The following is a 13,898-nucleotide window of genomic DNA, read 5'->3' on the forward strand; positions in this document are numbered from 1 at the left end:
GATTTTTTTGGTATTACCAAGACACATCTGCTATCGATTCAAGCAGGAGGGGGAAGAGGTGGAGAGTCGATCTGTAAGCCGGGTTTTGTCGAGGACAGTCATTCCTCTACGACGGCCATCACTGGACGCCTCTAGCAACCTACCCGGTTCCAACGCGGGCCGCGCCATATGGAACCCTATTTGGTCTTGCTCCGAGTGGGGTTTACCTAGCCACGAACTGTTGCCAGTCGTGCGGTGCGCTCTTACCGCACCTTTTCACCCTTACCGGCACCGAAGTGCTTAGGCGGTTGTTTTCTGTGGCACTTTCCGTAGGCTCGCGCCTCCCAGGCGTTACCTGGCACTCTGCCCTATGGAGCCCGGACTTTCCTCCCCCCTCTTTTGCGGAACAAAAGAAGGCAGCGACTGTCCGATCGACTCTCCGCCGCAAAGGTTAACGGCAGAGACGCTCAAGAACAAGCGATAAAACAAATCGTAGCACCAAGCCACTATTTGTCTTTCTGTTTTTCCAGAGCCGCCTGATACAACACATTCTTGCGCACGCCGGTAATTTCCGCCGCCAGCGCCGCGGCCCGCTTGAGCGGCATCTCTGCCAGCAACAGGTCGAGCACGCGCATGGCCTCGCTGCTCACCGCCTGCTCATCCTCCGGCGCAGTCCAGCCGGCTACCAGCACCACGCATTCACCGCGCTGCTGATTACTGTCAGCTTCGACGAACGCACGCAGCTCACCCAGCGGCAAACCCTTGAGGGTTTCAAAGGTCTTGGTCAGTTCGCGCGCCAGCAATGCAGGACGCTCGGCACCGAACACTTCCTCCATATCCTGCAGGCATTCAAGGATTCGGTGCGGCGCCTCGTAGAAGATCAGGGTACGCGGCTCTTCCTTGACCTGACTCAAGCGCGCCTTGCGTCCGACCGCCTTGGCCGGCAGAAAGCCTTCAAAGATGAAGCGGTCAGACGGCAGACCCGCAGCCGAAAGCGCTGCAATCAAGGCACAGGCGCCGGGCACCGGTACTACTGCGACCCCGGCGGCACGCGCCTGACGCACCAGGTGGTAGCCGGGGTCCGAGATCAACGGCGTACCGGCATCGGAGATCAGCGCGACGTTATCGCCAGCCAGCAGGCGCGTGAGAAAGCGACTGCCCTCTTCCCGCTCGTTGTGCTCGTGACAGGCCGCCAAGGGGGTATTGATCCCGAAATGCTGCAACAAACGAATGGAATGACGCGTGTCTTCCGCAGCGATCAGGGCCACATCGCTGAGTACTTTCAGCGCCCGCGCACTCATATCATCCAGGTTGCCGATGGGCGTAGCCACCACATAAAGCGTGCCAGCAGTGGAATGGGAAGCCCCTGGAACATCAGTCACAGCACACACCTGTCGTGTTGAACAAAGCGCCATTGTAGCCCGACTGACGGCAACAATGCGTAACCTGCACAGCCTGCAAGGCACGTTCCAGCACCTATATTGAAGGATTAACGCCAGCAACATCGCGCCCCGGCCAGTGCTTGGGTACAATTGCCAGTTAATTTGATCGAGTAACAGGACCCTTACATGATCGCTTGCCTGCGGCTGTTCACAGCCCTTTGCCTCGCCGCCCTGCTGGCAGCCTGCGCCAGCTCGCCTTCGTCGAGCCTCGGCGAACTGCCGCGCACCCCGGACGCCAGCATCGAGCAACTGCTTGAACAGGCCACCACCAGCAAGACACCAGAAGAGGCCGCCCTGCTGCGCCTGAGCGCGGCCGACCTGGCTTACCAGCAAAAAGACAACGTGCGCGCCGCGCACATTCTCGAGCAGGTACCGGTCGAGCAACTCAAACCGGCCCAACAGATCTTCGCCAGCACCCTGAGCGCGGAACTGGCCATGAGCCGCAACCAGCCCAAAGCCGCGCTGACCGCCCTGAGCCATCCAAGTCTGGCACGCCTGGGTGAACTACCGGACGAACAGCAGCGCCGCACTCGCAGCGTTCAGGCCAAGGTGCTGGAAGCCAATGGCCAGAGCCTGGCCGCCGCGCAAGCCCGTGTCGACCTGGCGCCGCTGCTCAGCGGCAACGCCGCCAGCGACAACCAGAATGCCATCTGGAACCTGGTTGCAGCCCTGCCCAGCGATCAACTGCAAAGCGCCAGCACCGGCGATAGCACCCTCGCCGGCTGGGCCAGCCTGGCCCTGGCAGTAAAAAATGCTGGCACCCTGGAACAACAACAGGCCGCCATCGAGACCTGGCGCAGCCAGCACCCGGAGCACCCGGCTGCCCTGCAATTGCCACTGGCGCTGGTCAAGCTCAAGGAAATGGCCAGCCAGCCGCTGACCAAGATTGCCCTGCTGCTGCCACAAGAAGGCCAGCTGGCGGGTGTTGCCCGCGCCCTGCGCGACGGCTTCATGGCTGCGCACTTCCAGGCTCAGCAAGCCGGACAGAAGCCACCAGCGGTCGAAGTATTCGACAGCTCGCGCATTACCTCACTGGATGACTTCTACCGCCAGGCTCAGGCCGCCGGCGTGCAACTGGTTGTTGGCCCGCTGGAAAAACCACTGGTCAAGCAACTGGCCGCACGCCCGCAACTGCCAATCACCACTCTGGCCCTGAACTACAGCGATGCCGGCCAGAGCGGCCCGGCGCAACTGTTCCAGTTCGGCCTGGCTGCCGAAGACGAAGCCCGCGAAGTCTCGCGCCGCGCCCACGCCGACGGCATGGTTCGCGCCGTGGCTCTGGTCCCTCGCGGCGAATGGGGCGATCGCGTCCTCAAGGCATTCCGTCAGGACTGGGAAGCCAAGGGCGGCACCCTGCTTGCCGCCGAGCACGTTGACCAACCCGTAGCGCTGGCCCAGCAGATCGCCGATCTGTTCCAGCTGCGCCAGAGCGAAGGCCGCGCCAAGAGCCTGCAGAACACCGTCGGCGGCAACGTCTCGGCACAGCCGTCGCGTCGCCAGGACATCGACTTCATCTTCCTCGCCGCCACTCCGCAGCAAGGCCAGCAGATCAAGCCGACCCTGAACTTCCAGTACGCGGGTGACGTTCCGGTGTATGCCACTTCACACTTGTACAGCGCCAGCGGTGACGTCAACCAGTACAACGACATGAACGGCATCCGCTTCTGTGAAACCCCGTGGCTGCTCGACACCAACAACGCCCTGCGCCAGCAGGTCGTCAGCCAGTGGCCGCAAGCCAACGGCAGCCTCGGCCGCCTGTACGCCATGGGTATCGACGCCTACAGCCTGGCGCCACGCCTGGGCCAGCTCAAGGCTCTGCCGGACAACCGTATCGAAGGCTTCTCCGGCAGCCTGAGCATGAACCCGAACCAGCGTATCGAGCGTCAGCTGCCGTGGGCCGAGTTCTCTGGCGGACAGATCGTACGCCTGCCTGACACCCCACGCTGATGCCCGACAGTTCACGCCAACACGCAGGCCAGGCCGCCGAGCGGCACGCCCTTGAGTACCTTCAAGGGCAAGGCCTGCGCCTGTTGGCGCAGAACTGGCGATGCAAACGTGGCGAGCTTGATCTGGTCATGCTCGACAGCGATACAGTAGTATTCGTCGAAGTTCGCTATCGGTTGCATGCGGACTTTGGCGGCGCGCTCGGCAGTATCGACGGGCGCAAGCAGGACAAACTGGTGCTCGCCGCCGAGTCTTTTCTGCACAAGGAAACACGCTGGGCCAACCATCCCTGCCGTTTCGATGTGATCGCCGTGCAAGGCAGAGGCCACTCGGGGCAAGCGCTGCAATGGCTGAAGAACGCCTTTGGATGCTGAGCCCGCCCTGACCCTGCACGTTTACCCTTACAACTTTTTTGCTCTTTGCTTCGCGGGCTGCACAGTCATGTGCCGGGACCTTTTCTGTACACTCCCGACACGCCCGGCCAGCCGCCCTACTTAAGGTCTCACTGATGGACATGCAATCCCGAATTCGCCAGCTTTTCCAGGCCAGCATCAACACCAAGCAACAGGCGATGGAAGTCCTTGCACCACACATCGAGCAAGCCAGTCAGGTCATGGTCAACGCGCTGCTCAACGAGGGCAAGATGCTCGCCTGCGGCAACGGCGGCTCGGCCGGCGATGCCCAGCACTTCTCCTCCGAACTGCTCAACCGCTTCGAACGCGAGCGCCCGAGCCTGCCAGCCATCGCCCTGACCACTGACAGCTCGACCATCACCTCGATCGCCAACGACTACAGCTACAACGAAATTTTCTCCAAGCAGATTCGCGCCCTGGGTCAACCCGGTGACGTTCTACTGGCAATTTCGACCAGCGGTAACTCGGCAAACATAATTCAGGCGATCCAGGCCGCACATGATCGCGAAATGATTGTCGTAGCTCTGACCGGACGCGACGGCGGCGGCATGGCCTCGCTGTTGCTGCCTGAAGACGTCGAGATTCGCGTGCCGGCCAACGTCACCGCACGTATCCAGGAAGTCCACCTGCTGGCGATCCACTGCCTCTGCGATCTGATCGACAGCCAATTGTTCGGGAGTGAAGAATGACCCCTAAACGCATCGGCCTGATGGCCCTGACCCTGTGCCTGAGCCTTAGCGGCTGCAGCTCGGTTCTCACCGCCACCCGCGACAAGCCGATCGAAGATGACCGCGGCACCCGCACCTTCGGCAGCAAGATCGATGACTCGCTGATCGAGACCAAGGTAGCGGTCAACGTTGCCAAGGCAAGCCCTGATCTGGACAAGAACTCGCACATCGTTGTCAGCAGCTTCAACGGCATCGTCCTGCTCGCCGGGCAAACCCCGCGCGCCGACCTCAAGAGCATGGCCGAACAGGCCGCAGGCCAGGTCCAGCGGGTGAAAAAGGTGCATAACGAACTGCAGGTACTGCCGCCCTCCTCGATCCTGGCGCGCAACAACGACGCCTGGCTGACCACCAAGATCAAGGCGCAGATGCTCACCGACAGCAACATTCCCGGTTCGCGCATCAAGGTGATCACCGAGAACGGCATTGTTTACATGCTCGGCCTGCTGACCCAACAGGAAGCCACCCGCGCCACCAACCTGGTGCAGGGCGTGTCGGGCGTGCAGAAGATCGTCAAGTTGTTCGAGTACATCGACTGATTTTTTATCCTTTTAAGGAAGTACCCATGAAAAACGGCCTGCTGCCTACCCTGCTGATTGGCGCCTTCGCCACCCTGGCCGGCTGCTCCAGCCCTAGCCTGATCACCCTCAACGACGGCCGCGAGTTCCAGGCAGTCGATGCCCCTCGCTTTGAGCGCAGCTCCGGCTTCTACGAGTTCGAACAGCTGGATGGCAAAGTGACCCGCGTCAACAAGGACCAGATTCGCACCATCACCGAGCTGTAACGCGAATCACGCATACAAAAAAGGCGATCCACCAGGATCGCCTTTTTTGTTACTTCACCACCTTCAGACTCGGACGCCCACTTGGCCGTGGCGGCTGCCCACCAGCAGGCGGGCCGTCGTCGTCCGGCTCGACACCTTCGTCCTCTTCATATTCATCATCCTCAAGCACCGGCGGCTCGAGTTCGAAGACCATGCCCTGACCATTTTCCCGGGCATAAATACCGAGAATCGCACCCGCAGGCACGAACAGGGTATGAGCAACGCCACCAAAGCGCCCCTCGAAGCTCACAGCGTCGTTATCCATGTGCAGGTGACGTACGGCATTGGGTGAGATATTCAGGACGATCTGACCATCACTGGCGAAGCCCTGGGGCACCTGCACCTTCGGGTACTCGGCGTTTACCAGCATGTGCGGGGTGCAGTCGTTATCCACGATCCACTCATAGAGTGCACGTACCAAATAGGGGCGACTGGAGTTCATCGACAGCTCCTTAAAACCTAGCGCATTTCACGTTCAGCAGCGGACAGGCTTGCCTGGAAAGCTTCGCGGGCAAACTGTCGCTCCATGTAATCGAGCAACGGCTTGGCCGGCCGCGGCAGTTCAATACCCAACACTGGCAAGCGCCAGAGTATGGGCAGTAGACAACAATCAACCAGACTTTGCTCCTCACTGAGGAAACACGGCTTGTCGGCAAACAATGGCGACACACCGGTCAGGCTTTCACGCAATTCTTTACGGGCCTGGACGCGAGCGGCTTCCTTGCTGCGCGGATCGAGAATCAGGTCAACCAGCGCACACCAGTCGCGCTGGATACGATGAATCAACAGCCGGCTGTTGGCCCGGGCCACCGGGTAAACCGGCAACAACGGCGGGTGCGGGTAACGTTCGTCGAGGTATTCCATCACCACCGTCGACTCGTACAGCGCCAGGTCACGATCGACCAGGGTCGGCACGCCGCCATAGGGGTTCACTTCGACCAGCTTGGGCGGCAAGCGTCCGGGATCGACATTGATGATCTCGACGCTGACACCCTTCTCGGCGAGAACGATGCGCACCCGATGAGAATAATGGTCAGCGGGGTCGGAGTAGCAGGCTAACCGGTTGGTCACGCCCATAGTGGTCCTCCTCGCAGATGAAATTATAGAAGCTGCAAATGCAAACGCGCCCTGCGGGAACCTCCGTTATCCAGAGGCCCCCCAGGGCGCGTTCAACTACCAGAAACTACTGCGTGATCAGTGCACGTCCTTCCAGTATTCGCGCTTGAGCAGATAAGCGAATATGAAGAAGAAGGCCAGGTACAGCAGCACGTAAGTACCGATGCGCTGACTTTCCAGTTTGACCGGGTTGGCCGAATAGGCCAGGAAGGTCACCAGGTTCTTGACCTTCTCGTCGAACTGCTCTGCGGTCAGGGTACCGGATTTCGGCTCCACGGTCAGCTGGTCACATGCTTCATGGGTCAATGGCGACCCTGTCAGCGGGTCGAATTGCTTCTTGCCGTCGACGACAGTCTGCACCTGCTTGCAGCCAATGACCTGGTTGCCCTGCAGGCCGACCAGCACGTTAGGCATGCCGACGTTCGGGAAAACCTTGTTGTTCACCCCGTACGGACGCGACTTGTCTTCGTAGAAGCTGCGCAGGTAGCTGTACAGCCAGTCGGTGCCACGCACCCGGGCAACCAGGGTCAGGTCAGGCGGCGCGGCGCCAAACCAGGTCTTGGCGTCTTCAGGCTTCATGCCGATCTTCATGTGGTCGCCAATCTTGGCACCAGTGAACACCAGCTTCTCGAGCATCAGCTCGTGAGGGATACCCAGGTCGTCAGCCACCCGCTCATAGCGCTGGAACTTGGCGCTGTGGCAACCCATGCAATAGTTGGCAAAGGTGCGCGCGCCGTCCTGCATGGCGGCCTTGTCGGTCAGATCGATATCAACCTTGTCCAGCTCCAGACCGTGCTCGGCCGCGAAGGTCAACGAGGGCATCACTGCCAGAATCAATACTGCAAATAGCTTTTTCATCAGCCAGTCACCCTTTCCGGAACCGGTTTGGTCTTCTCGAGCCGGGTGTAGAACGGCATCAGAAGGAAGTAGGCGAAATACAGGAAGGTGCATACCTGCGACAGCAGCGTGCGGCCCGGGGTTGGTGCCAGTACGCCAAGCACGCCGAGGATCACGAACGAGATGCAGAACACCACCAGCCACGCTTTGCTCATCCAGCCTTTGTAGCGCATGGACTTGACCGGACTGCGGTCGAGCCATGGCAGGACGAACAGCACGGCAATCGCGGCGCCCATGGCGATAACGCCGAGGAGCTTGTCCGGAACCGCCCGCAGGATCGCGTAGAACGGAGTGAAGTACCAGACCGGGGCAATGTGCTCAGGGGTCTTAAAGGCGTTAGCCTGCTCGAAGTTCGGTTTTTCCAGGAAGTAACCGCCCATTTCCGGGAAGAAGAACACCACTGCACAGAACACGAAGAGGAACACGACGACGCCGACGATATCCTTGACGGTGTAGTACGGGTGGAAGGCGATGCCATCGAGCGGCACACCGTTCTCGTCCTTGTGCTTCTTGATATCAACGCCATCCGGGTTGTTCGAACCCACTTCGTGCAGCGCCAGGATGTGCAGCACCACCAGGCCGAGAATCACGATCGGCAGGGCCACAACGTGCAGGGCGAAGAAGCGGTTCAGGGTGATGCCGGAGATCAGGTAGTCACCACGGATCCACTGGGTCAGGTCATCGCCGATCACCGGAATCGCACCGAACAGCGAGATGATCACCTGGGCACCCCAGTACGACATCTGGCCCCATGGCAGCAGGTAGCCCATGAAGGCTTCGGCCATCAGCGCCAGGTAGATCAGCATGCCGAACACCCAGACCAGTTCACGCGGCTTCTGGTACGAGCCGTAGAGCAGACCGCGGAACATGTGCAGGTAGACGACAATGAAGAACGCCGAAGCGCCGGTGGAGTGCAGATAGCGCAGGATCCAGCCGTACTCGACGTCACGCATGATGTACTCGACCGAGGCGAATGCCTCTTCGGCCGACGGCGTGAAGCTCATGGTCAGCCAGACGCCGGTGACGATCTGGTTGACCAGCACCAGCAGTGCCAGGGAGCCGAAAAAGTAGAAGAAGTTGAAGTTCTTCGGTGCGTAATACTTGCTGAGATGGTCTTCCCACATCTTGGTCGCGGGGAAGCGGGCGTCAACCCAATCCATGAACTTACTCATCACGCGTTCTCCTGATCGACGCCGACGACAATGATGTCGTCCGACTCATAAGAGTGCGGCGGCACTGGCAGATTGAGCGGCGCCGGCTGGGACTTGTAGACGCGGCCAGCCAGGTCGTAGTGGGAACCGTGGCACGGGCAGAAATAACCGCCGACCCACTTGGGCCCCAGGTCGACCGGGGCGACTTCAGGGCGGAAGGTCGGCGAGCAGCCCAGGTGGGTGCACAGACCGACCAGCACCAGGATCTCCGGCTTGATCGCACGGTTTTCCGGGTTGACGTAGGTCGGTTGAACCGATGCCTTGGATTCAGGGTCGGAGAGGTCACCGGCGATCTTCTTGAGGTTGCCAAGGATCTCTTCGGTGCGGCGGACGATGAAGACCGGCTGGCCACGCCATTCAGCAATCATCTGCTGACCTGGCTCTACCTTGGCGATATTGACCTTCACCGGTGCACCTGCGGCTTTCGCCTTGGCACTGGGGAACCATGACCCCACAAACGGGACCGCAGCCCCCACCGCTCCTGCAGCACCCACAACAGATGTGGCTGCTACGAGGAAGCGACGCCGGCCTGCATTGACGCCGTCATTGCTCATTCAGTCCTCTCCCATCAGCTTTATGGCCTGTTACAACAGGCATCTACTAAGTAATTTCTGACCTGCTAAAAACATTTGCTGAACTGCTAAAAATTTGCCGCATGGTAATGAAAAGACCCTTCTCTGACAAGGTGATTAGCCCGCAGCCAAGGCGCAATCCCTTGTAGCTCTTGACCTGCGTCTATGCGGCAAGTTGTCACAGTAAAGAACAGCATAGTTATTCAAGACATAAAAAAAGCCCGGTTCCACCAGGAACCGGGCTTTTTTTTGAACGCCGAAGCGAAATTAACGCTTGGAGTACTGAGGACGCTTACGTGCTTTACGCAGACCCACTTTCTTACGCTCAACTTCACGAGCGTCGCGGGTAACGAAGCCAGCTTTGCGCAGAGCGCTACGCAGGGTTTCGTCGTAGTCCATCAGTGCACGGGTGATACCGTGACGGATTGCACCGGCCTGGCCGCTGACACCACCACCGATAACGGTGACGTAGATGTCGAACTTCTCGGTGGTCTCGGTCAGTTCCAGCGGCTGGCGTACTACCATGCGCGCGGTTTCACGACCGAAGAACACGTCCAGAGAACGGTTGTTGATGGAGATGTTACCGGTACCTGGACGCAGGAAAACGCGAGCGGTTGCGGTCTTGCGACGGCCAGTGCCGTAATTTTGAGTCGCCGACATAATGAACTATTCCGTTAAATCTTCAGTTCTTGGGGCTGCTGAGCAGTATGAGGGTGAGTAGCGCCCGCATAGACTTTCAGCTTACGGTACATGTCGCGACCCAGTGGGTTTTTAGGCAGCATGCCTTTAACCGCGGTCTCGATCACGCGCTCAGGGGCCTTGGCGATCAACTTCTCGAAGTTGATTTCCTTGATACCGCCCGGGAAGCCGGAGTGGGAGTAGTACATTTTGTCCGAAGTCTTGGCACCAGTGACACGGATCTGCTCGGCGTTGATGACGACGATGTAGTCGCCGGTGTCAACGTGAGGAGTGTATTCTGGTTTGTGCTTGCCACGCAGACGGCTAGCGATTTCGGTAGCCAGACGACCCAGGGTCTGACCAGCGGCGTCAACTACGAACCAGTCGCGCTTTACTGTTTCCGGTTTAGCAGTAAAAGTTTTCATTCTTTATAGCCTCAGGGGCCGCCCAAGCGAAAATAAGACGGCGGATCTTACTGGATAGTGCGCACCTTGACAAGTCAAGGACACAGCCGCACACGGACGCTATCGGGGGCTCGGGTCAGCGCGTCCAATATTCGGCAGGGTTCTTCTGTGAGCGGGGCATCACTCCCACCACACCGAGAGGGGCTGAATTATCCAGATTGCGAAAAAAAATTCAACCTGCTTTTATGCTTCTTTTGCCAGGGAGAAGCCGATGGACTATCGCCAGCTGGGCCGCACCGACCTCAACGTCAGCACGTTATGCCTGGGCACCATGACCTGGGGCGAGCAGAATGACCAGGCCGAGGCGTTCACCCAGATCGAACGCGCCAAGGCTGCCGGGATCAATTTCATCGATACCGCCGAGATGTATCCGGTACCGCCGCGCCCGGAAACCTACGCCGCCACCGAGCGCATCATCGGCAACTGGTTCAAGGCCCGCGGTGATCGTGCCGAGTGGATCCTGGCCAGCAAGGTGGCCGGCCCGGGCAATGGCATCAGCCACATCCGCGACGGCCAGCTCAAGCACAACCGCCAGCACATCGTCGCCGCCTTGGACGCTAGCCTCAAGCGCCTGCAGACCGATTGGATCGACCTCTACCAGTTGCACTGGCCCGAACGCAGCACCAACTTCTTCGGCAAGCTGGGTTACCAACACCTGCCCCAGGATCACTTCACGCCGCTGGAAGAAACCCTGGAAGTGCTCGACGAGCAGGTCAAGGCCGGCAAGATCCGCCATATCGGCCTGTCCAACGAAACGCCCTGGGGCACCATGAAGTTCCTGCAGCTCGCTGAAAGCCGGGGCTGGAGCCGCGCCGTGTCGATCCAGAACCCCTACAACCTGCTCAACCGCAGCTTCGAAGTGGGCCTGGCGGAAATTGCAATTCGTGAACAATGCGGTTTGCTCGCCTACTCACCGCTGGCCTTTGGCATGCTCTCGGGTAAATACGAAAACGGTGCACGCCCCGCCAAGGGTCGCCTGACCCTGTTCAGCCGCTTCTCGCGCTACTCCAACCCGCAGACCGTCGCCGCCTGCAGCCGCTACGTGCAGCTGGCCCGCGAGCATGGCCTGGACCCGGCCCAGATGGCCCTGGCGTTTGTCACCCGCCAGCCATTCGTGACCAGCAACATCATCGGCGCAACCACCCTGGAGCAACTCGACAGCAACCTTGCCAGCCTCGACCTCAAGCTCTCTGACGAGCTGCTGGCAGCTATCGAAGCCATTCATCAGGACCAGCCCAACCCGGCGCCATAAGCCTTGTGGGAGCCAGCCTTGCTGGCGATGCCCGGCATAGCCGGGCCAGGAGCGCTATGCGCCCCATCGCCGGCAATGCCGGCCCCCACAGGAACCGAGGGTAGACACAACGGCCAAAAAATAAGACGATCCAGCCGGTGATTGACCACTCTACCCTATAAGAATAACGAAAATGATGTTTACCCAACCCACCGCGTCCTTGCGGCGCGTCAGTATCCTGGCCATCGATAACGTCTTTGCTTCGACAGTGATGCAGGCCAAGGACTTCTTCCACCTGGCCAGCCTGCGCTATGGCAAGCAACTGGGCCTGGGCTTGCAACCGATGTTCGAGACCCGCCTGGTCAGCCCTGACGGGCAGCCTGTGCGCACGTTCAGCGATGTCCTGCTACCGGTGGACAGTGGCCTGGAGCAGGCCGATGTGATCATCCTGCCGGCCTTCTGGGACGATTTCGACGCCCTCTGCCAGCGCTACCCCCAGGTCCTGCCCTGGCTGCGTGAACAGCATGCGCGCGGCGCCGTGCTCTGTGGCGAGGCCAGTGGCGTGTTCTGGCTGGCCGAGTCCGGCTTGCTCGATGGCAAGGAGGCGACCACTTACTGGCGCTTCTTCAACCAGTTCGCCGAACGCTTCCCCAAGGTCAGCCTGAATCAGGACAAGCACCTGACCGACGCCGACAACCTCTACTGCGCCGGCGGCACTACCTCGGCCTGCGACCTGTACATCTATCTGATCGAACGTTTCTGCGGCGCCAACGTCGCCCAGGCGGTCGCCCGCGACATCCTCTACGAGGTGCAGCGCAACTACACCCCAGGGCGCATGGGCTTTGGCGGACAGAAACTGCACCAGGACCTGATCATCCTGCAGATCCAGCAGTGGCTTGAAGAGCACTTTGCCGACAAGTTCCGCTTCGAAGACGTGGCACGCAACCATGGCATGAGCATCCGCAACTTCATGCGCCGCTTTCAGACGGCGACCGGCGACAAGCCGCTGCACTATCTGCAACGGCTACGGATCGAGACGGCCAAAGGCTTGTTGTCGGGCACGCGCAAGAGCATCAAGACCATCAGTTATGAGGTCGGCTATGACGATGCGAGTTTCTTTGCGCGGCTGTTCAGGCAACACACGGAGTTGTCGCCGAACCAGTATCGGCAGCAGTTCATGCAGGAGGCTTGAGGGCCTCATCGCCGGCAAGGCCGGCTCCCACAGGGTATGTACCCGACAATCATTGTGGGAGCTGGCCTTGCCAGCGATGGCAGCGACGCGTTTTAAGGCTTGTGCGCGCGCGCCAGGAATTCGTGGGACTGCATTTCCAGCAAACGGCTGAGGGTACGCTGGAATTCGAAGGTCAGACGACCACCGGTGTACAGATCCTTGAGCTCAACCTCGGCCGAGATGATCAGCTTGACGTTGCGGTCATAGAACTCGTCGACCATGTTGATAAAGCGCCGGGCGATGTCGTCAGTGGCCACACTCATCTGCTCGACGTCGCTGAGCAGCACGGCATGGAAAATCTTGCCCAGTTCAATGTAATCGTTCTGGCTGCGCGGGCCATCGCACAGTTCGCGGAAGTCGAACCAGGCCACGTCGTCACAGGTGCGCAACGCGCGAATCTCGCGGTTTTCGATCATCAGTACGTCGTTTTCCACCGCCTGGGTGCACTCCGGCGTCAGCGCGCGGAAGCTCTTGCGCAGGCTTTCGTGAGCCGCTTCGTCCAGTGGGAAGTGGAACAGCTCGGCTTGCTCCAGATGACGCAAGCGATAGTCGACGCCGCTGTCGACGTTGACGATCTCGGTGTTCTGCTTGATCAGGGCGATGGCCGGCAGGAAGCGCGCACGCTGCAGACCGTCCTTGTACAGACCATCCGGGACGATGTTGGAGGTGGCCACCAGGGTCACACCGTTCTTGAACAGCTCCTCCATCAGGGTGCCGAGGATCATCGCGTCGGTAATATCGGAAACGAAGAACTCGTCGAAGCAGATCACCCGCGCCTCATCGGAGAAACGCTTGGCGATGACCGTCAGCGGGTTCTTCTCACCCTTGAGGGTTTTCATTTCTTCGTGCACGCGCTTCATGAAGCGGTGGAAGTGCGTACGCACCTTCTGCTTGAACGGCAGTGCCTCGAAGAATGTATCGACCAGGTAGGTCTTGCCGCGCCCTACCCCACCCCAGAAGTACAAGCCCTTGACCGGTGCCTGCTCCTTCTTGCCGAACAGCTTGCCGAACACACCCGGCTTGTTGTTCTGCGCCGCGATCAGATCGTCGTACAGGCGCTGCAGATGACGCACCGCAGTTTCCTGCGCCGCATCATGGAAGAATTCGGGACGTTTCAGATCTGCTTGATATCGTTCTAGGGGCGTCATAATTCGTTAGCAAGGTAACAAAAA

At 59.8% G+C, this 13,898-nt stretch carries 16 protein-coding genes and 1 other RNA gene; 7 read left to right on the forward strand and 10 right to left on the reverse strand.

The window, feature by feature from the left end:
- Nucleotides 1-58: 58 nt before the first annotated feature.
- Both rnpB and rsmI read right to left on the reverse strand, forming a co-directional pair.
- Nucleotides 59-418: RNase P RNA component class A (gene rnpB, locus AC07OF_RS07195), an RNA gene on the reverse strand.
- A 67-nt stretch (nt 419-485) separates the two neighbouring features.
- A complete protein-coding gene (gene rsmI, locus AC07OF_RS07200) occupies nt 486-1,361 on the reverse strand; it encodes a 16S rRNA (cytidine(1402)-2'-O)-methyltransferase (RefSeq protein ID WP_269769838.1) in 876 nt (291 codons plus the stop codon).
- 186 nt (nt 1,362-1,547) lie between these two features.
- Here rsmI and AC07OF_RS07205 point away from each other — a divergent pair, with 186 nt between their 5' ends.
- From AC07OF_RS07205 to AC07OF_RS07225, 5 genes are all read left to right on the forward strand, one after another.
- Complete coding sequence (locus AC07OF_RS07205) at nt 1,548-3,368, forward strand: penicillin-binding protein activator (RefSeq protein ID WP_495072698.1); 1,821 nt, start codon at nt 1,548-1,550, stop codon at nt 3,366-3,368.
- On the forward strand, nt 3,368-3,739 hold the full coding sequence (locus AC07OF_RS07210; RefSeq protein ID WP_157191229.1) for a YraN family protein: 372 nt from the start codon (nt 3,368-3,370) through the stop codon (nt 3,737-3,739). Before AC07OF_RS07205 ends, AC07OF_RS07210 begins: the two co-directional genes overlap by 1 nt.
- 134 nt (nt 3,740-3,873) lie before the next feature.
- Nucleotides 3,874-4,467, forward strand: coding sequence for a phosphoheptose isomerase (locus tag AC07OF_RS07215; RefSeq protein ID WP_026001179.1), 594 nt, complete (start codon nt 3,874-3,876; stop codon nt 4,465-4,467).
- Nucleotides 4,464-5,042, forward strand: coding sequence for a BON domain-containing protein (locus AC07OF_RS07220; RefSeq protein WP_157191228.1), 579 nt, complete (start codon nt 4,464-4,466; stop codon nt 5,040-5,042). Before AC07OF_RS07215 ends, AC07OF_RS07220 begins: the two co-directional genes overlap by 4 nt.
- A 26-nt stretch (nt 5,043-5,068) precedes the next feature.
- Nucleotides 5,069-5,287, forward strand: a complete 219-nt coding sequence (locus AC07OF_RS07225; protein ID WP_157191227.1) for a YgdI/YgdR family lipoprotein — start codon at nt 5,069-5,071, stop codon at nt 5,285-5,287.
- 49 nt (nt 5,288-5,336) lie between these two features.
- On the opposite strand, the gene AC07OF_RS07230 is transcribed toward AC07OF_RS07225, so the two are convergent.
- The 7 genes from AC07OF_RS07230 to rplM all read right to left on the reverse strand — a co-directional run bounded on the left by AC07OF_RS07230 (nt 5,337) and on the right by rplM (nt 10,225).
- Nucleotides 5,337-5,768 (reverse strand): ClpXP protease specificity-enhancing factor, encoded by a 432-nt coding sequence (locus tag AC07OF_RS07230; protein WP_157191226.1) that lies wholly within the window; start codon nt 5,766-5,768, stop codon nt 5,337-5,339.
- Nucleotides 5,769-5,785: 17 nt separating this feature from the next.
- Nucleotides 5,786-6,403, reverse strand: coding sequence for a glutathione S-transferase N-terminal domain-containing protein (locus AC07OF_RS07235; protein ID WP_038607195.1), 618 nt, complete (start codon nt 6,401-6,403; stop codon nt 5,786-5,788).
- A 117-nt stretch (nt 6,404-6,520) separates the two neighbouring features.
- The gene (locus tag AC07OF_RS07240) at nt 6,521-7,300 is read right to left on the reverse strand and encodes a cytochrome c1 (RefSeq protein WP_157191225.1); all 780 of its coding nucleotides are present in this window, start codon (nt 7,298-7,300) and stop codon (nt 6,521-6,523) included.
- Nucleotides 7,300-8,511 carry a cytochrome b gene (locus AC07OF_RS07245; protein WP_038607190.1) on the reverse strand — a complete coding sequence of 404 codons (1,212 nt, stop codon included), beginning with the start codon at nt 8,509-8,511 and terminating at the stop codon, nt 7,300-7,302. The genes AC07OF_RS07240 and AC07OF_RS07245 overlap by 1 nt, the downstream gene beginning before the upstream one ends.
- Entirely contained in the window at nt 8,511-9,104 is a 594-nt protein-coding gene (petA, locus tag AC07OF_RS07250) for a ubiquinol-cytochrome c reductase iron-sulfur subunit (protein WP_107025092.1), read from the reverse strand. The genes AC07OF_RS07245 and petA overlap by 1 nt, the downstream gene beginning before the upstream one ends.
- Before the next feature lie 285 nt (nt 9,105-9,389).
- The gene (rpsI, locus tag AC07OF_RS07255; RefSeq protein WP_038607185.1) at nt 9,390-9,782 is read right to left on the reverse strand and encodes a 30S ribosomal protein S9; all 393 of its coding nucleotides are present in this window, start codon (nt 9,780-9,782) and stop codon (nt 9,390-9,392) included.
- A 14-nt stretch (nt 9,783-9,796) separates the two neighbouring features.
- Nucleotides 9,797-10,225: a 50S ribosomal protein L13 gene (gene rplM, locus AC07OF_RS07260; RefSeq protein WP_038607182.1), complete on the reverse strand. Its 429-nt coding sequence runs from the start codon at nt 10,223-10,225 to the stop codon at nt 9,797-9,799.
- Between the two features lie 250 nt (nt 10,226-10,475).
- Here rplM and AC07OF_RS07265 point away from each other — a divergent pair, with 250 nt between their 5' ends.
- Complete coding sequence (locus AC07OF_RS07265; RefSeq protein WP_157191224.1) at nt 10,476-11,516, forward strand: NADP(H)-dependent aldo-keto reductase; 1,041 nt, start codon at nt 10,476-10,478, stop codon at nt 11,514-11,516.
- A 274-nt stretch (nt 11,517-11,790) separates the two neighbouring features.
- Nucleotides 11,791-12,687 carry a GlxA family transcriptional regulator gene (locus AC07OF_RS07270; RefSeq protein ID WP_167335136.1) on the forward strand — a complete coding sequence of 299 codons (897 nt, stop codon included), beginning with the start codon at nt 11,791-11,793 and terminating at the stop codon, nt 12,685-12,687.
- Between the two features lie 92 nt (nt 12,688-12,779).
- Here the strand turns inward: AC07OF_RS07270 and zapE are convergent, their stop codons facing one another.
- Nucleotides 12,780-13,874: a cell division protein ZapE gene (gene zapE / locus AC07OF_RS07275; protein ID WP_038607176.1), complete on the reverse strand. Its 1,095-nt coding sequence runs from the start codon at nt 13,872-13,874 to the stop codon at nt 12,780-12,782.
- Nucleotides 13,875-13,898 lie beyond the last annotated feature (24 nt).

This window comes from Pseudomonas sp. GW821-FHT10B02 (genome assembly GCF_059415665.1).

Coding starts and splice junctions, on each gene's coding strand:
- AC07OF_RS07205 (WP_495072698.1), top strand. CDS start 1,548: ATGATCGCTTGCCTGCGGCTGTTCACAGCCCTTTGCCTCGCCGCCCTG.
- AC07OF_RS07210 (WP_157191229.1), top strand. CDS start 3,368: ATGCCCGACAGTTCACGCCAACACGCAGGCCAGGCCGCCGAGCGGCAC.
- AC07OF_RS07215 (WP_026001179.1), top strand. CDS start 3,874: ATGGACATGCAATCCCGAATTCGCCAGCTTTTCCAGGCCAGCATCAAC.
- AC07OF_RS07220 (WP_157191228.1), top strand. CDS start 4,464: ATGACCCCTAAACGCATCGGCCTGATGGCCCTGACCCTGTGCCTGAGC.
- AC07OF_RS07225 (WP_157191227.1), top strand. CDS start 5,069: ATGAAAAACGGCCTGCTGCCTACCCTGCTGATTGGCGCCTTCGCCACC.
- AC07OF_RS07230 (WP_157191226.1), bottom strand. CDS start 5,768: ATGAACTCCAGTCGCCCCTATTTGGTACGTGCACTCTATGAGTGGATC.
- AC07OF_RS07235 (WP_038607195.1), bottom strand. CDS start 6,403: ATGGGCGTGACCAACCGGTTAGCCTGCTACTCCGACCCCGCTGACCAT.
- AC07OF_RS07240 (WP_157191225.1), bottom strand. CDS start 7,300: ATGAAAAAGCTATTTGCAGTATTGATTCTGGCAGTGATGCCCTCGTTG.
- AC07OF_RS07245 (WP_038607190.1), bottom strand. CDS start 8,511: ATGAGTAAGTTCATGGATTGGGTTGACGCCCGCTTCCCCGCGACCAAG.
- petA (WP_107025092.1), bottom strand. CDS start 9,104: ATGAGCAATGACGGCGTCAATGCAGGCCGGCGTCGCTTCCTCGTAGCA.
- rpsI (WP_038607185.1), bottom strand. CDS start 9,782: ATGTCGGCGACTCAAAATTACGGCACTGGCCGTCGCAAGACCGCAACC.
- rplM (WP_038607182.1), bottom strand. CDS start 10,225: ATGAAAACTTTTACTGCTAAACCGGAAACAGTAAAGCGCGACTGGTTC.
- AC07OF_RS07265 (WP_157191224.1), top strand. CDS start 10,476: ATGGACTATCGCCAGCTGGGCCGCACCGACCTCAACGTCAGCACGTTA.
- zapE (WP_038607176.1), bottom strand. CDS start 13,874: ATGACGCCCCTAGAACGATATCAAGCAGATCTGAAACGTCCCGAATTC.